The sequence below is a fragment of the Legionella birminghamensis genome (assembly GCF_900452515.1).
Taxonomy (GTDB): Bacteria; Pseudomonadota; Gammaproteobacteria; order Legionellales; family Legionellaceae; genus Legionella_C; species Legionella_C birminghamensis.
In genome coordinates this window covers 1,258,481-1,280,941 of the sequence record NZ_UGNW01000001.1, presented here as the reverse complement: position 1 = coordinate 1,280,941, position 22,461 = coordinate 1,258,481, and the positions used below count along the sequence as shown (strand labels likewise).

The window sequence follows — 22,461 nt, the reverse complement described above, 5'->3', positions numbered from 1 at the left end:
GGTTTTTTGTCTATCGTTGCTGTTCCTGCCAGCGGATAATAGCCATGTATTTATTGTTGACACCCAATTTTTTATTGGCATTCTGTAGATGGAAATTGACAGTCCGGTTTGACACTTCAAGAAGTTTGGCAATTGCTTCCAGCCTCAACCCCTGGGAAGTTAATTCAAGGCATTGCATTTCACGCAGCGTCAGGTTAGCGTCTTTCACTGCTTCATGGGCCAGAAAATGCCTTAACTGCTGGAAATAAATTGCGGCAATTATCATCCATTCATATTGTTTTTCCTGCCAGTCCGCCAAACCGTTTTCCGCATGCCGCTGATGCAAAACCAGGACAATAAAATCCCCCTGCGGTCCATAGACAGGAATACTCAGGCCAGTCTCAATTCCATAAGTGAGCGATTCCTCGCGAATACGTTGTTCGCGTTTGTTTTTAGCATTTTCTAACTGATCTTTAACACTCCAGTAAACAGGCAGCAGGGATTTTTCGGAATACTCCAGGGTTCTGTCGATATCTGCATAGCCTTGCTCTAGATAGTATTGGTGCCATATTTTTAAAGCAGGACTTACCCAATCATAGATAAGCCTGCTTCCAGTTTTTGTATGCCGATGGTAATAGGTCACCGCAAAACTATGGATACCAGCATTTCCCAAATAGTCAGAAAGTAAGCCATTTAAATGTTCCAGAGAGCTTGCGCTGGCAAATAGCTGACAAGTTTGATGCATCCTTATCCCTATACCTGTCAGGAAAGACAGGAAGCAATACATGTTTATTTATTATACATTAATAGCAACCGTAACACACTGAGAGGTTATCATGTTAAAGATAATACCTGTTGTTTTATTGATACCAGGCTTCAGTTATGCCGCTTCGATGACTAATGAGATCAGTGGTGTAGGACCTGGCGGCTCTGTAAAACCCTATATCTGTATTCAAAATGGAAATGGCGCAGTCACACTTCCTCTGGCGCCCGGTCAATCAGGGGATGCCAATGCAGCCTCAGGTAATCAGTACTATGCGGGGGCAACATTGCGTTTTGGCGGTTGTTCTGGAAATAACACTTATCTAGGCTACGTGGGATTTAGTATTAATAATTCCGGCAATAATTCTGTAAGCAGTTATAATCCTCCTGAAGGCGTTCATATTACCTATAAGGATCCTAAAATAGATAGCCAGGGATTAGTCACCGGGCAAATTGATTACACCCCTATTGATGCTAATATGAATCTGCCAGCCGCAGTGCCAAACAGTAATTGGCAGTTTGCCGGGATTAACTTATCTGGCCTGGAGTTTGGAAAAACCATTGATCCAGTGGTTGTCCCCAATCTGTCGGAAGCTGATGCAGCTAAAGCGAATTCTGACTTAAAAGATACTGAAACATTCATAAAGGCCGGCGTGAATACTGTAAGAATCCCCATCAGCTGGGGTTATGTGCAACTGGATGGCGCAGGCAAAGGCGGCATTAACAAGGCCTATTATGAAAACTATTTGCGCCCTTTGCTGCAAAGTCTTACTCATGCCAAAGTGAATACCATTCTCGATTTGCATGCCTATATGCGCTACTCCAAATTTGGGGAAGAATATTCCGGCTGTGGTCCGGAAGGAAAATGCCCGGATGGAACCCTTGTTCTTGATCAGAATGCTTATGAATCCGTCTGGGGGCAGTTAGTCGATCTGATTCAAAAGGATGACCAGATTGATAAAAACTATATCATGGTAGACCTGGTGAATGAACCAGTTGATATCCCCGATAACAAGGTATTTACGATTCAGGCCGATTTAATCAAATATCTGCGCAATAAAGGATTTGAGGGATATATTCTGGTAGAAGGCAACAGCTGGACAGGATTACACTCCTGGACTACCTACCAATGGACAGGCAGCGATGGCCAGGTTTATTCCAATGCCTCCCTGTTTACCCGTGAGAATTTTGCCGAGGCAGGCATTACTGATCTTTCAAAAGTTCTGATTAATGTGCATCAGTATCTGGATAGCGATTATAGCGGAACGCATAATGAATGCCTGTCGGATCTAACAACAAAAGGCCCAAATGGCTTCAACCTGGACGAGTTTGTTGATTATTTGCAGGAAAACAAATTAAAAGCAATTGTGACCGAATTCGGTACGGGCACTAATGCTGCCAGCTGTACAGCGCCCTTACAAGAGTTCTTGCAATACCTCCAGGATAATAGCGCCAACGGCAAGGATTATGGGTTTGCGGGATGGACCATCTGGTCTACAGGCCATGGCTGGGGCGGGTACAATCTGCGGGTTAAACCCGATTCTTATCAGTTTAATGTAATGAAAAACTTTCTGTAAGGAGAACGTAAAATTAAAAGTCATAAATTGTCAGATTAGTATTTTGAACTATCATTAGATTAAAAATTGATGGCTTACACACACCAGACATCCGTCAATGCAGAAACTGATGTCTGGCAAAGCCAGGAAAGAAGTCTACTGATAATAAGCTTTTAATCTTGCCGAGATAAGAAATGGACGATCTGAACCTTGATGAAGTAGATGAAAAAAGAATTATGGAACGATTGTCAAATACTCCCATATTTGCCAATTTAAGCCAGGAACAATATCACATACTCTTAAAGCTTTCCGAAAAAGTTTATCTGAAAAGCGGCAGCATCCTCTTTAACCAGGGCGATAGTTCCGATGGCTTGTATATTGTCATTTACGGACATCTTATCGCCTATATTCCCAAAGAAAAATCAGTCAAAATGGTAGGCGTAATCAAGGAGGGCGAAACTGTAGGGGAGCTCGGTGTCTTTTCTAACAGACCGCGTACTTTATCAGTTAAAGCCTCTCAATATTCCCTCTTACTTAAAATTTCACGCAGTGCCTTCATTGAATTTTGGAAGAATTTTGCTGGTGTCGATGTGCAGTTACAAATTACTGACAGTATCATTACCCGATCCCAGTCCGTCATAAAACTTCTGTCAACAGACAAGCTTTGCCGGCATATTGCGATTATTCCCGCTACCGAGACTCCCATACCGGCTCACTTTATTGAACAATTGAAAGCGAATATTCAGGATAAACATCAGCTTATGGTTATCGAAGCCAACCCCTTAACCGAGAACAAGCAGTGTATTATTCAGGATGCGCTTGACCAAGCTGAGAATCAGAATAAAACCATCATTTTTATTCTGTCTGACGTTGCAATCCTTGAATATTATTTTAATATTCTTGCCTCTAAAGAAGGGACCATAATTCTCGAAAATATTGATGCCATTTTTTGTATAGCAAGCGGGCATCAGGAACCGCATTTAAATCAATTTGCCTCACGACTTTTAGGTGAGATGAATCTGCCTTTTGTTTCAAGAAAAGAATTAGTCCTCCTTCATGGCAAATTGAATGCCCTGCTTCCCGAAAAAACTTCATCCTGGCTCAGCTTGAGTTCATTTACACTGCATCATCAAATCCGTATGAGTTATCAAAAAGATTATCAGCGACTAATCCGTTTTATTATCGGCAAGCCTGTTGCATTGGTTTTAAGCGGTGGGGGCGCCAAAGGCTGGGCGGCATTAGGAACATTAAAAGCACTGTCGGAGGCCAATATCGATATCGATGCCATTGCCGGGACAAGTGCAGGCTCCCTGGTAGCGGCCGCTTATGCCCTGTATCAGGATTTTAATATCGTTCATCAAAAACTGCTGCCGCTAACAAAATTGGGACAGAAAAGCGTATCCTTTCTTAATCTTTCTTACCCGCTCGTATCAATCACCAATGGGAAGGAATTTACTGAAACTATCTATCAGATATTTGACAATCTGTATGCGGAAGATCTATGGCTGCCATTTTTCAGTATGGCCTGTAACTTAAATACGGGCAAGGAAGTCCGAGACGCAACAGGACTACTAAAAGATAATCTACGCTGCAGTTGCTCCCTTCCCCTGGTTTTCCCCCCGATGGTCAAAAATGGGCAATTATATGTCGATGGCGGTTTATTAAATAATCTTCCGGTTGATCAGATGCGCAGCCTGATTGGAAAACAAAGTTATATTATAGCAGTCAATCAGTCAGAAACAGCTGTGGATCACCATATCTATAATTTTCCCGCAATAGTCTCTTTTAAGATGGGTATTTTACGGCGAATTGGATTAAAATACCGTGAATGGGTCTATCCACCCTTACTGGAAACATTCTTAAAATCCTTGTTAGTCGGCTCAGTTGCGAAAACGGCTGCGAATTCCAAAGCAGCCAATTTACTCATTGAACCTCCCATGAACCATCTTCCCTTTCTCAACTTAAAGCAGGATAAGATCAAACAAGTGATTGATATTGGCTACGAAACAACAAAAAGCGCCCTTGGGAATGCTGATATAACACCCCTATAATCTGGGAATTTATTGCTTCCCATTTCCTTGATGTCCAAAGCGTGTCAAGAATCTAAGCGCTATCAGGACAACTGCACCCAAAAGCAGCCAGCTGAATAAGGCAGTTCCCAATCCATTATGGAAAAACAGGCTGGCCAATAAGCCTCCCAGCAAGAAACCGCTCAGACCGCTACGCCAGCGGCTGGCTTTACCAGCCGTTGATGTTTTTGGAGCCGATACATTTTTTGAAGAATAGTTTTTACTGCGATAGGAATTAAAGCTTCGTACCCCGCCAAAACGCTTCGCCGATACTTCATTGGTCATTAGTCCCATAGACAACAGAACACACAAGACCATCCAAACCACTTTTTTCATTGAGTTCACCTTTAAATAATCAGAATTGCCCTTTATACCTGGGTAACAAACCTTGTTCAAGTGTTAAAGCCGCAGCCTCTACGTCTTCAATTATTTTTAACTGCTTCAAAAATGTCTCGAGCCAATCGTGGTAAACGGACTTTATTCGTATTGGTCAAAATAATGATTGAAATTTTGTCGTCTATGTGACGAATAATAAAACTACTGTAGCCACGTATAGCACCATCCTTTTGGGCAACCAGTTTGCTATTGCGAAAAGATACCTGCCACCCCAAAGACCAGAACAACCCATTCCTACCGCTTGGCTGCCCATTCTTCAAACTGACCGGGCCCCACATTTGCGCATAAGTTTTCGAGCTCAAAATTTGCCCAGCAGTCATGGCCATATCCCATTTCGCCATATCGTCAATAGTCGACACAATACCGCCTGAACCCCACATTTGCTGCCAGGGTTTACGGTTAGGTGCTGGAACGAATTGACCATTCACAAAATGATAGCCTGCGGCCAATCCAGGCGGATTCAAGCTGGCAGGGAAACCTGTATGAGACAGGGAAAGCGGGTTAAAAATAGTATCCTGCAGATAAACTGCCAGACTTTGCCCGCTCACACGCTCTATGACCCGTCCCAACACAATAAACCCGAAATTGTTGTATCGGGTCTGAGTCCCGGGCGTAAACTGCATCGGCCGTTTTGCAAGCTGCTGCCAGACTTTAAGCCAGGGCAAATGAGGTCCCTGGTGCTGAGGGATACCACTGGTATGAGATAACAGCTCCCGTATGGTCACCGCCCGCCAGGCAGACGGAGCGTTGGGCAAGTATTTTAATATGGAATCATCCAGCTCGATTTTACCTTCCTGTACTAACTTCATTATTGCAAAAGCGGTGTACACTTTTGAGATCGAGCCTATTGCAAACAAGCGGTTTGTGGTAACTGGTTGTGAGGGATTTAATTGTGCGTTGCCATAGCCCTTAATTAGCAAAGGCTGACCATCTTTAAGCACTGCTAAAGCCAGGCCTGGAATGTGGTTGTTTTGCATGGCAGCCTGTACTATTGGGTCAATTTTTGCTTCAACCGAAATGGCAAGCGCTTTTTCCGAAATTACAAATATAAAAACAAACAGACGCAAAAATTTCATTGAAATATCGAAAAAAATGAAAATTCTACTATCCCATCAAGAAGTAATTTTTTCAAGTCTGATCACGCTTCTATAATTCACGCTTCTATAATTGTTATTCTTTGATTTTTTATCCCTATACAGGCAAAATGGCAGATCACTCTATTTGGCCGGGTTGGCAGCAGGATTGTAAAATGATTAATGGAAATATTAAAAATACGCTTATCTGGCTCGCTCTTCTTATTCCTGTAACCCTTATATTTTCAGGCACGGCTGCTGCTGATGAACCAATCAGCCCTTGCTCGGGCCCCACTGCCTTTTTAAATCTGATTGACAGACCCAATTATGCCGATAGCTCCTGTACGGTTCCCTATAAATCAGTCATTATTGAATCAGGTTATCAATACCAGAGACTAACCGATAGTGATGGCAGTTTACAAACCTACCCTAACCTTGAAACCCGTTTTGGATTACCCGCTAATAATGAGCTCTATATTTTATGGCCTACTTATAACCAGCAGTCCTTTTCTCCCCGCTATGGCAACAGTGAAACCATGGCTGGCTTAAAGCATATGCTTGTTAATAATGACCAATGGATAATTGCAGTTGAAGCTGAGATATTTCTCCCGGATGGCAGCGCCGCCTATGGAAGTAAATCGACTGGCGCAGGGGCTAATGCCATTTTAACCTATAGTATTAACGACAAATGGAGTTTTACCACTATGCTAGGAGTCAGCAGTTTAACCGAATCCAGGTATAATGGCGGCGAACGTTACAACAACTTTATCCCCGATCTGGTCTTAAGCTATTCTTTAAGCGATCGGCTAAGTGCCTATGGAGAGGTTTATGGTGAGACCAAAACAGGTCCAGGCGAACATAGCGGATTCAATGCCGATGCTGGTATACTGTTTTTAATCAGGCCATCCATCATTATCGATATTAATGCCGGTCAGCGGATAAGCGGCTATCCAGGCTCTTTTGAAAATTACTTCGGGGCCGGGATTTCTTTTATGATTTAGTCAATCCAGGAATTAACGATGGAAGAAAGCACGCAGGTAGTCATTGTTGGGGCAGGTCCCGTTGGTCTAAGCACTTCTATTGCCCTTGCCCGCCAGGGCATCCGATCGGTGGTGATTGAAAAACATCCAGCCACCACTAATCACCCAAAGGCAAGGGGCATCAACACAAGAACCATGGAAATTTTCCGTTTATGGGGCTTGGAATCTCAGCTTCGAAATTATCAACTTCCAGCTGAGGCGCATCGTTTTATCTGGCTGGAATCACTCCAGGGGAAGGAACTGACACGAGTCAATGCAAAACCCAGACCCTCAACCTTCAGCCCCACTGAAATAGCCGTTGTTTCACAAGACTGGGTTGAGCAAATATTACTGGCTGCAACACAAGCGTATCCTCAAATCCAATGCTATTTTAACGCCAAAATGCTTAGTTTCGAGCAGAATGAATCGGGAGTAATCACTACTGTTCTGGATACGGTTTCTCAAAAACAATATCGCATTCATTCGGAGTATATGGTCGCTGCGGATGGGGCCAACTCAACAACCCGTCCAGCGCTAGGGATCGACATGCATGGCAAAGATAGCCTGGGAGAGTTTTGTAACATCTATTGCGAGATGGACTTGTCCAAATATCTCGCTAACCGCCCAAGCGTAGGATTTATGTTCACACGCAAGGATATTATGGGCACCTCGCTGCTTTCAAAAGACGGATCGAAGCGATGGCTTGTTGGCGTGCGTTATGATCATATTCCTGAGCTCACAAAAGAAAGTTTTACCGATCAATTTTGTATAGAATTGATCGAAAATCTTATCGATGATCCCTCCATAGAAGTGAAATTGATTAACAAAGCCTTCTGGACGATGGCAGCCCTGATTGCTGAAAAATACCGCGAAGGCCGCATTATTCTTGCAGGTGATGCCGCCCACCGCCTTCCGCCGACAGGCGGGCTTGGAATGAATACCGGGGTTCAGGATGCACATAATCTGGCATGGAAACTTGCTGCGGCCATCAGAGGTGAGGCGCCTCTCTCACTGCTTGATACTTATTATGAAGAACGCGCTCCTGTAACAGAGAATAATATTGCCTGGAGCACAAAAAATGCCATGCGTTTCAGCCGAATTTTCGAAGCGATATATAATGAGGATTATGAGGAAATGGCTGCTGCCCTGGAAGAGCAGAATGAGCATCTGAACCAGGTAGGGCTGGATATTGGTTTCCGCTATGAGCATGGCGCCCTGATTGAGGAGGATAATACCCCTCCTGAACCGAATACCTCTGATTACCATCCTTCAACTTATCCCGGAAGCAGAGCCCCCCATTATCCCCTGGAGCACCACGGCAAACCTATTTCCACCCTGGATTTATTTGATGATCGCTTTGTCCTTCTCAGCAGCGACCAGAACGATGAGTGGCATAACGCAGCCCGCGCCATCCAGAAATACCCAATTAGAAGTTATCGTATTGGCCAACAGGGCGATTTACAGGATCCGCTTGGCAACTGGGCGAAAACCTATGAGATTGGGCAGGATGGAGCCGTGCTCGTTCGTCCTGATGGCCATGTAGCCTGGCGCACAATGGAAAAACCAGTTGACTTGCAGGGCAGGCTGGAACAAATTATGAATACAATTTTAAGAGCCAATTAAATTGGAGTAATATACGAATGAAATGGACCAGGATGGCTTATTTTGCTGTTCTCTTGACAGCTCTCATCGGGAGTTCCTTGCTTTTGAGCGCCTGTGATACTACGGATAAATATCCTCATCCCGTAGATGAAGATTATGGCGGTGGAAGCGGAGGCGTAGGGGGTGTTGGAGGACACGGAGGGCATTAATTGCATTGATTAGTGTAGCCTTATGCATCAAGGCTACACTGTTTATTGATTAACTTGCTAATGCATCCGTAGCAGTCACATACTCATACCCCAGATCACGGGCAACCGCTTCATGGGTAATCATTCCTTTATGAACGTTCAAACCATTCAGCAAATGACCATCGCTCAATAATGCCAGTTTAACCCCTTTTGTGACCAAACTAAGTACAAAGGGAAGCGTTGCATTGTTTAAAGCAAAAGTAGATGTTCTGGGAACTGCACCCGGCATATTAGCCACACAATAATGCACCACGTTATCAATAACATAGGTTGGCTCATGATGCGTTGTTGGACGGCTTGTTTCAAAGCATCCACCCTGGTCAATGGCCACATCCACGACTACCGAACCTGGACGCATGGATTTAAGCATGGAACGCGTAACTAATTTGGGTGCTGCGGCTCCAGGAACCAGAACGGCACCAATAACCAGATCCGCATTAATCACATAATGCTCTAAAGCTTCCGCTGTTGCGTAAATAGTATTCAATTTTGCGCCGAATTGAAAATCAAGCTCATTCAGGCGCGTCAAGGATTTATCCAGAACAGTGACCCTTGCCTCCATACCCATGGCCATTCTTGCAGCATTAGTACCTACAACCCCTCCGCCGATGACGACTACATTGGCAGGTGCTACACCCGGAACACCGCCCAGGAGGACACCACTCCCGCCCTGCGCCATTTCGAGACAATGTGCACCGGCCTGAATAGACATACGTCCAGCGACCTGAGACATGGGGGTAAGCAAAGGCAGGCCGCCGTCATTTTGTGTCACCGTTTCATAGGCAATTGCTGTCGCACCGGACTCTTTCAGTAAACGGGTCTGCTGTGGATCTGGCGCCAGATGAAGATAAGTAAAAAGCGTCTGCCCTTCGCGAAGACGATGGCATTCAACCGGCTGAGGTTCCTTCACTTTTACAATCAATTCAGCCCGTTCAAATATCTCATCAGCAGTAGCCAATATTTCAGCACCGGCAGCACGATATTGATCATCAGTAATTCCAATACCGAGGCCAGCCCCCTTTTCTACAAATACAGTGCTTCCAACTCGCGTAATTTCCCGCACACTAGCTGGAACCAACCCCACACGATTTTCCTGTGGTTTAATCTCTTTTGGAACACCGACAAACATATTTACCCCCCGATTATTGTTTTAACCGCTCGATAAGTTGAGGTATCAGCTCAAATAAATCACCTACCAGCCCGTAAGTAGCAATTTGGAAAATAGGCGCATCCTCATCTTTATTGATTGCGACAATCACTTTGGAATCTTTCATCCCTGCCAAATGCTGAACAGCTCCTGATATACCCACTGCGATATATAAGTCTGGAGCAACAACTTTCCCCGTTTGTCCCACCTGGTAATCGTTAGGCACAAATCCAGCGTCTACAGCCGCTCGGGATGCGCCGACCGCAGCGCCCAATACATCAGCCAGCTCTTCAATTAATTTGAATTTTTCCGCATTCTGTAAGCCCCGCCCACCCGATACAATAATTTTTGCACTGCCGAGCTCAGGTCTCTCTGACTTGCTTAGCTGGTGACTGATAAAGCGGCAGTTATCTTCTGTAATTGCAGTATTAATTCTTTCGATACAACAAGGAGTCTGCCTCTCATTGATACTGTCAAAAGCCGTAGTTCGGATAGTCAGCACTTTCCGAGCGTCCAATACTTTAACTGTTTCTATGGCATTTCCTGCGTATATCGGATGCTGAAACTCATCGGAGGAAAGAATCCTGCTAACATCAGAGACCTGGGTAACATCCAGCAGGGCGGCGATGCGCGGCAGAATATTTTTTCCGAAAGTTGTTGATGCAGCAAGAATAGCGGTAAATGACTCTGCCAGACCTGCAACTAACTGGCTGGTATTTTCCGCTAGCTGGTGTTCGTAGCAAGGGTTGTCGACCAGTAACACCGAATGAACACCGGCAACAGCCGCTGCTTGTTCCGCAACCGCCTGACAATTATGCCCGACAACAAGAAAAACGGGTTCTGCATCAAGCTGAAGCGCTGCTGCCAAAGTATTCAATGACGCAGGGTGCAGTTGTTTATTGTCATGTTCCGCAATCACTAAAACGCTCATGATCTCTCCCTGGATTAAAGCACTTTGGCTTCATGTTTTAATTTGTCAATCAAAGCGCTGACTGAATCGAGCTTGATCCCGGCACTTCTGGATGAAGGAGCAGTCACTGACAGTACTTTCACATGTTCTTTAAGCGCAAGATTCATGCTGCTCAATTCCCTGACTTCAAGGGGTTTCTTTTTTGACTTCATGATATTGGGCAGGCTTGCATAGCGAGGTTCATTGAGCCGCAAATCAGTGCTGACAACAGCTGGCAATCGCATGCTCAACGTTTCCAGGCCACCGTCAATTTCCCTGATTACCGTTATTGAATCATTATCAATACTTAAGGAAGAGGCAAAGGTAGCCTGAGGCCAGTTTAATAGGGCTGCAAGCATTTGCGGTGTCTGGTTATTATCGTCATCAATGGATTGCTTACCCATTAATACCAGCCCTGGCTGCTCATTTTGTACGACCGCGGATAAAATTTTAGCAATATTCAGGCTGCAAAATGATTGATCCGTTTTCACCAGAAGGGCTCGATCCGCCCCTAATGCCAGAGCATGTCTTAATGTTTCCTGAGACGCATCACTGCCTATTGATACGACCAGAACCTCAGAAGCCAGGTTTTTTTCCTTCAGACGAAGGGCTTCTTCAACTGCAATTTCGTCAAAAGGATTCATGGACATTTTAACATTCTGTGTTTCAACCCCTTGATTATCTGTTTTAACACGAATTTTCACATAAGGGTCAATCACGCGCTTCACTGCAACCAAAATTTTCATATATCCTCACCGATTCATTCGTTATCAGTTTTACGAGTAACTTTTCTGACTTGCCAGGGCTGTCTCTTAGAACAGCCATACATCTTGCCAGAGAAACAGTGCATAATTCAATAGAAATGGGCACCGTGTTTTTTTACAATCCAACTACTCTATGGAAAAACTGATTTCCTCTAAGAATTGATTAAAACTTTCACCGATTTCAGGATGACGCAATGCAAATTCAACACTAGCCTGCATATATCCCAATTTTGAACCACAATCGTAACGCTTGCCATTAAACTGGAAAGCCATGACTTTTTCATGGTGTAACAAGCGTTTAATACCATCGGTGAGTTGAATTTCTCCGCGCTCATCTGCTGGAGTTTCACGTAAAGCAGTAAAAATTGCCGGGGTAAACAGATAGCGCCCTACTGCTGCCAGATTGGACGGAGCCGTTTTTGGCGCAGGCTTTTCAATCATCCCGGTTACTTCTGAAAAACGCTCCTGGGAATTCACAAGGCTAACAACGCCATAGTGGTGAACATCATGCCAGGGAACTGACTGAACCGCTAAAATGGATTTTTTTTCTTTTGTATAAAATTCAACCATAGCTGAAAGACATGGCGTACGAAGCTCATCAATAAGATCATCCGCCAGTAAAACAGCAAATGGATCCTCGCCTATCACATGTTCAGCACAAAGCACAGCATGCCCTAAGCCTAAAGGTTGATTTTGTCGAACATAGGTAAATTGAATACCTTCGGGAGAAACATTACGAACCAATTCCAGAAGATTTTCCTTACCCTGTTCCAAGAGCCGGCTTTCCAGCTCAAATTGTTTATCAAAATGATCTTCAATAGCTCTTTTGGTAGAGCTGGTAATAAAAATCATATGATTAAAACCAGCTCTCGCCGCTTCCTCTACTGCATATTGTATTAATGGTTTATCCACAACCGGCAACATCTCCTTTGGAGTCGCCTTGGTAGCAGGTAAAAAACGTGACCCTAATCCAGCAACAGGAAATACCGCCTTTCTAATTGGCATTGCAGTCACCACCTAATCGTTTAATCCAGTAACAACCGGACGTCCTACAGAATAATAATGATGTAACCGGGCCTCTTCTACTGCCCTTAAATCATAACAATTACGTCCATCAAAAACCGCCGCCTGTTTAATGCATCGCTTCATTTTCTGGAGAGAATAGTTTTTAAATTCAGACCACTCTGTTGCAATAACCAAAGCATCCAGTCCTGAATTAAGTACCTCTTCAGCAGTTTTTGCCCATACAATATTATGCTCGCCCTGAAAAAGCAATCGCGCAGAATCAATTGCAGCGGGATCATAGGCCACTACCATAGCATCAGCCCTGAGCACGGATTGAATCGCGGTTAAACTACTGGCTTCCCTTAAATCGTCAGTATCCGGTTTGAATGACAATCCCCAGAAACCAATCTTCAAACCGCTTAAACGATTATTAAAATGCTTCATCAACTGCTTGATAACCCAATTCTTTTGCTGGGTATTCGTTTGGTCAATCGCATTCAACAAAACAGGGTCGAGCCGCAGATCGGCTGCTGTCTCTGCAAGCGCCCTCACGTCTTTGGGGAAACAGGAACCACCATAGCCAATTCCGGCATTTAAAAAATGAGGGCCAATGCGTTCATCAAGTGCCATACCGCGACGAATATCTTCAATATTTGCCCCGGCCGCTTCTGCAATCTGACTTATTTGATTCATAAAACTGATTCGGGAGGCCAGCATTGCATTCGCAGAATATTTGGTCAACTCCGCAGAACAGCGGCTCATAGGGAGAAAGGGTATTCCTTTATTTATCAGGGGTTGATAGATTGCCTGCAGGCAGGTGATTGCGGACGGCTCCCCGCCCACAATAATGCGATCAGCATTTAAAAAATCAAATACCGCGGATCCTTCGCGCAGGAACTCCGGATTTGAGGCCAGTTCTACTGTGATGGTTTTATTTAAAGACTGCAATTGTTCTTTAACCAGAATTTCAAGCCTTTCTCCCGTGCCGACAGGTACCGTCGACTTACAGATAATAAAACAATCGCGGCTAGCTAGTTGTGTTATTGTTTTAACTACAGCTTCAACTTGCGACAAGTCCGCACGGCCATCTGCCAAACCGGGTGTGCCCACCGCAATGAAATGAATATCCGCAAAATCAATGGTCTTCTCTATATCAGCGCTAAACTGCAGGCGCCCAGCCTGGGTCTGTTCATGCAGCAATTCCGGCAGATTTTTTTCATGAATGGGACAGTGTCCGGATAACAGCGCATCGACTCGTTCCTGATTTAAATCAGCACATAATACATCATGGCCCAGACTGGCCAGACAAGCAGAAGACACTAGGCCGACATAGCCAGCCCCATATACAGCAATTTTCATATTCATTGTATCCTGTTAAAACGGTCTATTAACACAGGCTGGCACTGTTTCGCATTCAGTATCTAACAATCCTGGTTCTGATTCGTTCAATTTATCCTGCGCATCTTTTAATACCTTTATTGACTTGCTGACAGCGAAAGCAGCCTCACTCTTGCTAGGACAGATCTTCTTATCGTAAGCCAGTATTCTAAGCGCAATTTCAATTTTTTGTAACTTGGTTTCCAGTGATTCATTACTAGCGTCTATTTGCTTGAATTGTTGCAAAGTCTCTTTCATTTTATTGCTTTTGGTATGTCCAAACCGTAAAGGGGCTATCGTTTGCAGCGATTGTTTATAAATGTATTCCTCAAGATGAACTGCAATCAGTTTAATTTCAAACTCTCTGAAGTAGTATCCCCACAATCCAATTTCTGCCGAAAGATCTAGGCCAGTTTTCACTGGAGGAGGCATTATGGCTTTCACTATATTTTTCTGTGTCTCAAGGCTTAGTACCAGAGCAACATTATAGAGCACATAAATCAGATTGCTGCCATATGCTAATCCTGTCATAGCCAATTGAGAGAAGAGGTTAATGAATCGCTGCGCCTGGCTTCCAATGGATTTAATCATTTCGGATTGGGATTGCTCAAGCCAGCTTGCCCCTTTTGATACCACAAACACAGCTGCAAATAATAAAGCCAGCTCTTCAATAAAGAGGCCTGCGCCAATCGCTGCAGTGACCGGAGGAAATTTATTAATAATAGCCTGAAACCAGTTATCCGGTAATTGTCTGGTAGTCTCATGATAATCCTGGATAGACCCGAACATAGTAATAAGACTATCGAGCAATGCGCTTTTTACAGGATTTTCGGTGCTTTCTTTATCGCTACGCAATTTGGCTACCATTTGATCAATATTCGATATGCTGAGATATTGGGTGGCATTAGGGTTTGGCTTGTTTTTTTGTAAAGCTTGATGACATTGGGCAAGCAAATAGCTACAAATCCCTTTTTCATAAACAGCATCCTTAATCTGCTGTTCGATCCAGAAAATATAACCAGTATCCCGGTTCGCTTTTATCAGTTGATCAAGTTCGGCATAAGCATGCTCAAGTTTGTCTGGTTCACCAATGGATTGTCCCAGTATCTGAGAAAAACAGGTGACTACTCTGGATTTCACTTTTTTTTGTTGATATTCATCAAGCTCGATATGGTTATTGACATAATAACTTACAATGGAGCCTAATTTTTTTTCCAGTTCCTCTATAGTCATCCTTATCCCCTTATCTCTATCCAGCGTTGAACTCAGACATTATCTTTTAAGTGAAATAGTGTTAGCATAGCTTCCTCAATCGGTTAATTTTCCAGCCAGAATGGATTGAGGAAAAGCCCTAATCTACAGCTAAACATTTTAATGGATATGAATCAACCAAGTCATCCAAGAGAAACCAGACCCGCAGCAATTGCCGCAATTTTTGGTTTTTGCCTGCTTATTATATTTGTACGTCTTTTTCTGCGGGGTAGTCTACTGGAAATTGACGAGGCGGAGCAAATAGTTCTCGCCCAGCATTTTTCATGGGGTTATCTTAACCAGCCTCCTTTATATAACTGGCTGCAATGCGCCGTATTTTGCTTATTGGGAGCCAATGTCAGCAGTTTAATTGCTTTAAAAGCATGCTTACTCTTTGCTTGCCTCTTTTATTATTATCAAATATGCAAAATTCATTGCCATGATTCACTAATAGCTTCCTGCGCCATGCTCTCCTGGGCATTTATTCCGGCGATTGGCCTCGACTTGCTCAAAGACAATACGCATTCGGTACTTGCCTTGTTAATGGCCTGCATCACCTGGTATTTCATTTTTAAACCTCGAAGCCTTTTCTCGTTTCGCGATTACTGTGTTCTCGGTCTGATTATCGGTTGCGGGCTTCTTTCAAAATACAACTATCTGCTCTTCCTTTTCCCCTTGTGTTTAACGCTTTTCAGCTTTCAGGAAACACGTTACAGAATCAAACCTTTCTATTTATTGCTATCCTTCACCATTGGCTTAATAATTGCCAGCCCTTATTTATTATGGCTTAAACATTATGCCGCCATCGGTTTACATGCAAGCTATAAGCTGGTACCACAACATAAATCAATCACACAGGGGCTGCTACAGTTGATCAAAGGCATTTTATTATTTATCCTGCCTGTCACACTGCTTAGCCAGATTTTTTTTCCAAACCATTTTTCGTTTAAGCCCAAACGATTAATTTCCCGCATCTTGAATGTTTATTTAGTCTATGCTGTCAGCAGTTTAATTATCCTGGTGCTGGTTTGCGGAATAAAAGACTTCGAAACCCGATGGCTGATCCCGATACTGTTTATTATTCCATTGGTTTTCTTAAGCCAAGTCAAAGAAATTAATTTCAACCCACGGCGATTTTATGTTTATATTGGGTGCTGCCTTTTTTTACAAAGTTTTTTTCTTTCCGCTCTGGTTTATCGTGCCCATTTTGGAAACCAGCGCAACATGCATTTCCCATTCACAGAACTAACAGATGCCCTTTCCCATACAGAAATTCCATTTAACTATATTCTTTCTGATTCATTCTGGCTGCTGGGAAATCTCCATGCTAAAACACATACTGAATTTCGATTTATTGATACATTAACGCCCTTTAATTATCCTAAAGGCCATTTATTTCTAACCTGGATGGGAGCAGATACACCGCCCTGGGTGAGTGTGCTCTTCCCCAATCAAAAAGTAATCACTCATCCAGTTTATTCAACTGCCACTCAGAAAGTAATTGGCGGCTGGGCGGAATATAACGGTCCTCTGCCTTTCATTGCCCATCATTCAGCGACAATAAAAAATTCGCAGGCTTCCCTCGCACTGGTACAAACATAACCGGTGTAGATATCTATCCAGTTTGGATCAATGCGCGGGGGTAATTTAACAATTGTTTGCCGCCAGATTGAATAATCACCTGCTGAATTTCGATAAGTACAGCTAACGCCTCTCCCAAACCCTGCGACAAGAATATTGGCCTTGACAAATAGCGTACCCGGCTCTCCATAAGGTGGATTAGCAGAAAAAGGATTTTTTAGCCAGGGATACGGAGGCTCGCCCCACTGAAGAGAACTATTATTCGGATCAGGACAGGTGCTTGCGAAGGAGTTAATGGAAAGCGCCAAAAGCCATAAAAGCAGCCTGGATTTCATTCTTAGTTCTCCCTGAAAATAATCCGAACGCATGTAATTATTTGATTATTTTTCTAAATTTGTCAATCGAATATGTGAACCTCGGCGATCATATTGTACAACACCAAATCTTATTGATCCCGTTTTAAACGGCTGCTAGAATGAGCCACCTTTAGTCAATTTGTTAATCGAATGTCAGTACTGGTGAGCTTAATATGAAACGAAAAACCGATTCCAGCGCAGAACAGAATAACTCACAAGCTCCAAGCCATCGCTTGAAATATATTTCTGGCCTTGTCGCTTCTATTGTTGATTTGGGAAAAGCCGATCGCAAAACTCAGAACGTAACTGGCGCGATTAGAAAACTGCTTGCTGAATTTCTTATTTTACTTAATGAACAATTTGATGATTTGCAAGCTTGGATAAGCTATGAACTGCAATTTGAATCCAAGCGAAATGATACCGAAGTTAATTTGGGATATATCATCAAATTTATGGGTATTTTTCTAAAGGACGATAATCATTGCGCGCCCATCCCGGCTGATAATTTAAACAAACTTCTTCTTCTGATACCCTTCGACTGGAGCGTTAGTAAAACACTTTGTTTTCATGGACTCGCCAACTTAACCAGAAATAATCGTATAGAGGGAAAGCTCGCAACTGAACTGCTTCAGGACATATTAATAAATTCCTCGAGAGGCAGCTCCTGGACTGAGTATCATACTCCGCTCCTGTTTAGTCTGTCTTTTTTAATGGAATACAGCGCCTTGGACAAAGATGTTGATATTGCAAGTATAAACAGCCACTTGACAGGTATTGTAAATTATCCCCTCAGAGATATTGATTATCGGAATGTTCTCTATTTTTATAGAATATTAAAGGAACGGAATCTGTTAACTATCGAACGTGATTCTCCAATAATACACTTACTCATCAAGAGTTGCCGGAGAAGAATTTCTTTTGAATATAGCGAAAATCTGACAAATATTTTTTCTTCCATTGCCATTCTTCTGGATGAGTCGTTTGTGGTTGGTTTTTCACCAATACGTGCTGAATACATAAACGAAATACTGGTCAACATTCAACACTACTCTCAGAACTTATCCTCTGAGCATATTTCACTTCTCTTCAATAATTTTGCCCATCTGGCCAAAGTTGGTGCTATTAGCGGCCGTCTTTCATTTGATGCTCTCCAAGGAATTATGTCCCGATTTCATCTTGAAAGCTTGAGTGCAGATTCGCTGTATCGATTTTTTGAAGCATTGTCAATTCTACAACAATCCGCAAGCATTGATCGCTCGGTATCAGACGCGCTGATTACCCAATTTATTAATACCATTTTTAAAAAAGAACCACAGATAACGCCAGGCAAAGCAACAAAATGTTTGCGGATGATAAGTTTGTTAATAGTAAATCCACAAGTAATCAATCAGAATGAGAGACTCATTGCTGAGCTATTGCGCATCAGTACGAGGGAGATTGATCACAATCCAGCAAACCTCATCCCCCTTGTAACTATTATTTGTTTTTTAAGAGATCATCGCAACTTTGATAATTACTTCAGGTTCCTGCTTAATAAAATAAGTGTGCACTATGTCCTTTTCACCGAGAACCAAAAAAATGAGTTGAATAGAGTATTGGATATTTTGAAAGACTCCCCTTTGTGGCTGCAAAATCTAAAGCTGACGCTGGAAAAAGCAGCTTCTCATCCTGACAGACCGGCTTTGCCAGTCCTTCGTCCCGCCAATCCAGTTGCGCAGTTAACACCGCAGGCAGACATTGAACCAAGACGCATACAAATTACTCAACCGCCAACTGGTACACATAAAAGACCAAGTACTGACATCCAATCGGGAAGCAATAAACGGCTAGCCAGTGGTGAAATCATCCCTGTTCCAGCACAGCCATCCAGCACGCCCACATCAGGGAGCACTTCTCGCGGCCCCAGACAAGTTTCTTCGGCAAATGCATCCAGAACGACTGGCAATACCAGACCGGCAACACCCGCCCGCCCAGCATCCTGGCAAAACGCCTGTAATACCAGCCGCATTTTCGCAGCCATTGCCAATAACGATATCAATATTCTGGAAACAATCCTTCAAGTCCATGATCTAGCTTCGACAAGAAGGAGTTCTGAGAAACAAGTTAAACAGGCTGCGGCCACTTCCAAATCACAAACCCCATTAGCCCCTTTGTTGAAACCACAACATCGCCCTGAATCAACCCTGACGCCAATTGAGGTCGAAGTCCATAACTTTTTGACTAACACTGATAAAGATGCCCTAATCGCGCTAATCAAGAGCAGCAACTGTCACTTTTTTGGTCTTCTCTTAAAGCCCTGCACCCGCCATAACCGCTACCGATTTATTTATGAAGGTGTATTTGATTTGGTTTTCACACATCTTTCGTTGGTTGAATTGAAAAACTTTATTCCTCTTTTATTGGACCGGGAAGTGTATCGCTCAAAAGAAGCAATTTTCCATGTACAGAGAAGAATTAATCTGCGCTGCAAGCAAAATCCCCAGGAATCATCCACCTTGTTAGCAGCTGAACTTGAGTTTTTAAGTGGCTCAAGGGATTTTCACGCCAAAACCGAACTGCATCCCCATCTGACACAAGAGCTTAACATGCGCATTCGAAATGTCAGGGAGCGGCAAAAAAGGCTGAATATTCCAGCAAACCAGGTAAGCTCACCTACTACCAGCTCCTCTGTAAAACAAACCAGGTCGACCTCGTCAGGCTCTTTTTTCACGCCCAATCATTCATACCTGTACGATTCTGAAGATATGATAGCTATCCTTAAAGCGAGATTGGAAGAATTTAATTATGCCACGGTGATTGGTGTCAGCCAGATGAACAGCAATGTGCCAGGAAACCGGATTAAGGATCAGATTCAACTGGTACTCAGAGAAAACGCCGCGCTGAACTCATCCCATCGAATCACCCTGGTAATACCGATACAGGTAAGCAATCACTGGATTGGGCTTCTTGTTACAATAACAGGAAGAAAACTCGATTCCGCCCTTTATCTTAACAGTATGGATAATCGTCCCAGCGAGGCCAGAGCCAAGCTTATTATGGATGAGTTAAGCGCCGCAGGCCTGGACACTACGGGTAAAGTTCTCAATTTTCCTGCCAGAACAATACAGCAGCCCTTAGGAAATCATACGGACTGCGGTCCTTGTCTGGTTGAAAACTTCCGCTGCGCCCTCTCGCAAAACTGGCCTGCGATACTGGATGACCCTAATAAAATACTTGAGTTTCGCCGTACTCATATACAATGTCTACTTGAAAAACGACCTGACTACCATCCTGTTTTTCGTGAAAAGCATAGAACGATCGGCGCTAACTTCCCAAACATCCAGCAGCAATTACGCAGCCATGGTGTTGAAGAAGATGAAAGCGATGTCTCTTTGCCTAGTATGAGGCATTAATCTGAACTGTTGGGCTTTACAGCCCAACCTACTCCTTAAAGTATTTTTCACTAGAAGCATTGTTTATCAGAATTTCTTTGTTATAATCACAATCGCGTGCCGGGGTGGCGGAATTGGTAGACGCGCCGGATTCAAAATCCGGTGGTGGTGACACCGTGTGGGTTCGAGTCCCACCCTCGGTACCAAGCCTTCAATTTTTTCTATTTATTTTCCCAGCGATTCCTATCTTATCGCAAAGACAAAATCAGCAGCTTATTGCTTTGCCATTTCAGAACTCAAGCGTTCATCATCATACACTACAAAGCAATGGTTGGACTCATCGCAGGACAGTGAAACGCTGTTTCCTGGATTGACTGGCGAACTAATGTTGCCATCCTCACAGTGGATTTCAAATACACCGCCCTGTCCTACAGCTGGATTTAGTTTAATACGAAACTTATTACCGCCTGCATAAGAGGCCTCAGCCATCACCAGATGGGTACATCCATTATAAACAGAGCAATCAGCCTGGGTCTTAAGTGTATAAATGCCCTGCCAGTGCCCGGGAATTTTGCTGCAATTGTCATTGACACCCACAGCTTGTACCACAGACGCTGGTAAAGTTAAACAAAGAAGGAACGCGCTTAATTTATCCATTATTCATCCTTGTAGTTAAATATTATGAACTGTTCACCATACTGCGAATCTTAGTGTGCAACACTCAAACTATTGATAGTTTCCTTTTCATCCATCCGGGTTTGATTTTTGATTAACAACAGGAATGGGATAAAAGCCAATGCAAGAACAAATGAAAACTCATAGAGTCCAACCCAGCCTGTCCATATCTGCAATAAGGCAGCGATTGGCCCTGAGAAAGTGCGTGGTAGAGTTGATATTGCGACTAAAAGGGAAAACTGGGTTGCGGTGTATTGACGATTTACGAGCCGCATGAATAAAGCGACCAACGCAGTGGAGCCCATCCCTGCAGCAAAATTATCGAGAACCACGGCAATAGCAAATAAAGTCAGATTTTTTCCTGTAATAGCCAGGGCAATAAATAATACATTTGTCAATGCCTGAATAATCCCGAAAACCAGTAAAGCCTGGTACAAGGGCCAGCGCAGGAGGAGAAATCCGGCCGCCAAACCGCCAAGCAGAATGGAACTGATGCCAAGCATTTTATTTACATAGCCAATTGTATCCAGTGAGAATCCCAGGCCTTGAATCAAAAAAGGCATGACAATACCGCTGGTAGTCGTGGTGAAGGCTTCACCCAGTTTATAGAACAGAATAAACAGTATAAGAGGAATAATGCCTGGTCGATTCCATAACTCCTTCAAAGGTTCGAGAAACAATTGTAAAAAGTTGGGCTGGACATTTGCTGGCTGCGAAGGCTCTGGGCTCCATAATGCGGCAAATATCCCTAAACCCATCAGGGCTCCCATTATCCGGTAGGTGAAGCTCCATCCCAGACTATTCGCCATTACCAGCGCCAATCCCCCAGCAATAAATAAGGCAAGGCGGTAGCCAAAAACGGCCAGCGAAGCGCCTAGCGCAAACTCGCTTTCCTGCAAATATTCGGTACGGTGTGCATCTATTGCAATATCTTGTGTGGCTGAAAAAAAAGCGATTAACAAGGCTAGAAAGGCCATCCATTGGGGAGATTGATTAGGGCTGCACCAGGCCATCAGATTAAAGCTCAGGAGCAAGAGGATTTGCATTGATAATATCCAGCTTCGCCGCTTGCCAAGGGAAAACAGGGAATAACGATCCAGCAGTGGCCCCCATATAATGCGGTAGACATAGGGCAAACCAACAAGGCTCAATAGGCCAGTAGCCAGCACAGACATACCGGCATCTGCAAACCAGGCCTGCAAAGTACTGGTAATTAAAGCCAGAGGTAATCCGGAAGAAAAACCTAATAGGAAAATAATGAACAGCCGTGTATTCATCCTG

Annotated in this window: 19 protein-coding genes and 1 tRNA gene; 8 read left to right on the top strand and 12 right to left on the bottom strand. The window is 43.6% G+C overall.

The window, feature by feature from the left end; all coding sequences use genetic code 11:
- Positions 1 to 10: 10 nt before the first annotated feature.
- Positions 11 to 724 carry a helix-turn-helix transcriptional regulator gene (locus DYH42_RS05440; RefSeq protein ID WP_058524566.1) on the bottom strand — a complete coding sequence of 238 codons (714 nt, stop codon included), beginning with the start codon at positions 722 to 724 and terminating at the stop codon, positions 11 to 13.
- Between the two features lie 91 nt (positions 725 to 815).
- Here DYH42_RS05440 and DYH42_RS05435 point away from each other — a divergent pair, with 91 nt between their 5' ends.
- Positions 816 to 2,318, top strand: a complete 1,503-nt coding sequence (locus DYH42_RS05435) for a glycoside hydrolase family 5 protein (RefSeq protein ID WP_083503183.1) — start codon at positions 816 to 818, stop codon at positions 2,316 to 2,318.
- A 173-nt stretch (positions 2,319 to 2,491) separates the two neighbouring features.
- The gene (locus DYH42_RS05430; protein WP_058524568.1) at positions 2,492 to 4,348 is read left to right on the top strand and encodes a patatin-like phospholipase family protein; all 1,857 of its coding nucleotides are present in this window, start codon (positions 2,492 to 2,494) and stop codon (positions 4,346 to 4,348) included.
- A 9-nt stretch (positions 4,349 to 4,357) separates the two neighbouring features.
- On the opposite strand, the gene DYH42_RS05425 is transcribed toward DYH42_RS05430, so the two are convergent.
- Positions 4,358 to 4,702, bottom strand: coding sequence for a hypothetical protein (locus DYH42_RS05425; RefSeq protein ID WP_058524569.1), 345 nt, complete (start codon positions 4,700 to 4,702; stop codon positions 4,358 to 4,360).
- 86 nt (positions 4,703 to 4,788) lie between these two features.
- Positions 4,789 to 5,838 (bottom strand): serine hydrolase domain-containing protein, encoded by a 1,050-nt coding sequence (locus tag DYH42_RS05420; protein ID WP_058524570.1) that lies wholly within the window; start codon positions 5,836 to 5,838, stop codon positions 4,789 to 4,791.
- Positions 5,839 to 6,011: 173 nt separating this feature from the next.
- On the opposite strand from DYH42_RS05420, the gene DYH42_RS05415 reads away from it, so the two are divergent.
- From DYH42_RS05415 to DYH42_RS16545, 3 genes are read left to right on the top strand one after another with little or no spacing between them, the layout of a single operon-like run.
- Entirely contained in the window at positions 6,012 to 6,836 is an 825-nt protein-coding gene (locus tag DYH42_RS05415; protein ID WP_058524571.1) for a transporter, read from the top strand.
- 18 nt (positions 6,837 to 6,854) lie between these two features.
- Positions 6,855 to 8,477, top strand: coding sequence for an FAD-dependent monooxygenase (locus tag DYH42_RS05410; protein ID WP_058524572.1), 1,623 nt, complete (start codon positions 6,855 to 6,857; stop codon positions 8,475 to 8,477).
- 17 nt (positions 8,478 to 8,494) lie between these two features.
- On the top strand, positions 8,495 to 8,665 hold the full coding sequence (locus DYH42_RS16545) for a hypothetical protein (RefSeq protein ID WP_165483348.1): 171 nt from the start codon (positions 8,495 to 8,497) through the stop codon (positions 8,663 to 8,665).
- Between the two features lie 49 nt (positions 8,666 to 8,714).
- On the opposite strand, the gene ald is transcribed toward DYH42_RS16545, so the two are convergent.
- The 6 genes from ald to DYH42_RS05380 form a co-directional block, all read right to left on the bottom strand.
- Positions 8,715 to 9,833: an alanine dehydrogenase gene (gene ald / locus DYH42_RS05405; protein WP_058524573.1), complete on the bottom strand. Its 1,119-nt coding sequence runs from the start codon at positions 9,831 to 9,833 to the stop codon at positions 8,715 to 8,717.
- A 13-nt stretch (positions 9,834 to 9,846) separates the two neighbouring features.
- Complete coding sequence (locus DYH42_RS05400) at positions 9,847 to 10,782, bottom strand: electron transfer flavoprotein subunit alpha/FixB family protein (protein WP_058524574.1); 936 nt, start codon at positions 10,780 to 10,782, stop codon at positions 9,847 to 9,849.
- A 14-nt stretch (positions 10,783 to 10,796) separates the two neighbouring features.
- A complete protein-coding gene (locus tag DYH42_RS05395; RefSeq protein ID WP_058524575.1) occupies positions 10,797 to 11,546 on the bottom strand; it encodes an electron transfer flavoprotein subunit beta/FixA family protein in 750 nt (249 codons plus the stop codon).
- A 144-nt stretch (positions 11,547 to 11,690) separates the two neighbouring features.
- Positions 11,691 to 12,569, bottom strand: a complete 879-nt coding sequence (gene galU, locus DYH42_RS05390; protein WP_058524576.1) for a UTP--glucose-1-phosphate uridylyltransferase GalU — start codon at positions 12,567 to 12,569, stop codon at positions 11,691 to 11,693.
- Between the two features lie 12 nt (positions 12,570 to 12,581).
- Entirely contained in the window at positions 12,582 to 13,928 is a 1,347-nt protein-coding gene (locus DYH42_RS05385) for a UDP-glucose dehydrogenase family protein (protein WP_058524577.1), read from the bottom strand.
- Positions 13,929 to 13,943: 15 nt separating this feature from the next.
- Entirely contained in the window at positions 13,944 to 15,179 is a 1,236-nt protein-coding gene (locus tag DYH42_RS05380) for a hypothetical protein (protein WP_058524578.1), read from the bottom strand.
- 147 nt (positions 15,180 to 15,326) lie between these two features.
- Between DYH42_RS05380 and DYH42_RS05375 the strand changes: the two genes are divergently transcribed.
- Positions 15,327 to 16,799 carry an ArnT family glycosyltransferase gene (locus DYH42_RS05375; RefSeq protein ID WP_162263111.1) on the top strand — a complete coding sequence of 491 codons (1,473 nt, stop codon included), beginning with the start codon at positions 15,327 to 15,329 and terminating at the stop codon, positions 16,797 to 16,799.
- Here the strand turns inward: DYH42_RS05375 and DYH42_RS05370 are convergent.
- The gene (locus tag DYH42_RS05370) at positions 16,745 to 17,113 is read right to left on the bottom strand and encodes a DUF3757 domain-containing protein (protein WP_058524580.1); all 369 of its coding nucleotides are present in this window, start codon (positions 17,111 to 17,113) and stop codon (positions 16,745 to 16,747) included. The genes DYH42_RS05375 and DYH42_RS05370 overlap by 55 nt on opposite strands.
- Before the next feature lie 194 nt (positions 17,114 to 17,307).
- On the opposite strand from DYH42_RS05370, the gene DYH42_RS05365 reads away from it, so the two are divergent.
- Both DYH42_RS05365 and DYH42_RS05360 read left to right on the top strand, forming a co-directional pair.
- A complete protein-coding gene (locus DYH42_RS05365; protein ID WP_058524581.1) occupies positions 17,308 to 20,526 on the top strand; it encodes a hypothetical protein in 3,219 nt (1,072 codons plus the stop codon).
- A 98-nt stretch (positions 20,527 to 20,624) separates the two neighbouring features.
- Positions 20,625 to 20,711: transfer RNA gene (locus tag DYH42_RS05360), tRNA-Leu, on the top strand.
- A gap of 67 nt (positions 20,712 to 20,778) precedes the next feature.
- Here DYH42_RS05360 and DYH42_RS05355 read toward each other — a convergent pair.
- Positions 20,779 to 21,162 (bottom strand): hypothetical protein, encoded by a 384-nt coding sequence (locus DYH42_RS05355; protein ID WP_058524582.1) that lies wholly within the window; start codon positions 21,160 to 21,162, stop codon positions 20,779 to 20,781.
- Between the two features lie 50 nt (positions 21,163 to 21,212).
- On the bottom strand, positions 21,213 to 22,457 hold the full coding sequence (locus DYH42_RS05350) for an AmpG family muropeptide MFS transporter (RefSeq protein ID WP_058524968.1): 1,245 nt from the start codon (positions 22,455 to 22,457) through the stop codon (positions 21,213 to 21,215).
- Positions 22,458 to 22,461 lie beyond the last annotated feature (4 nt).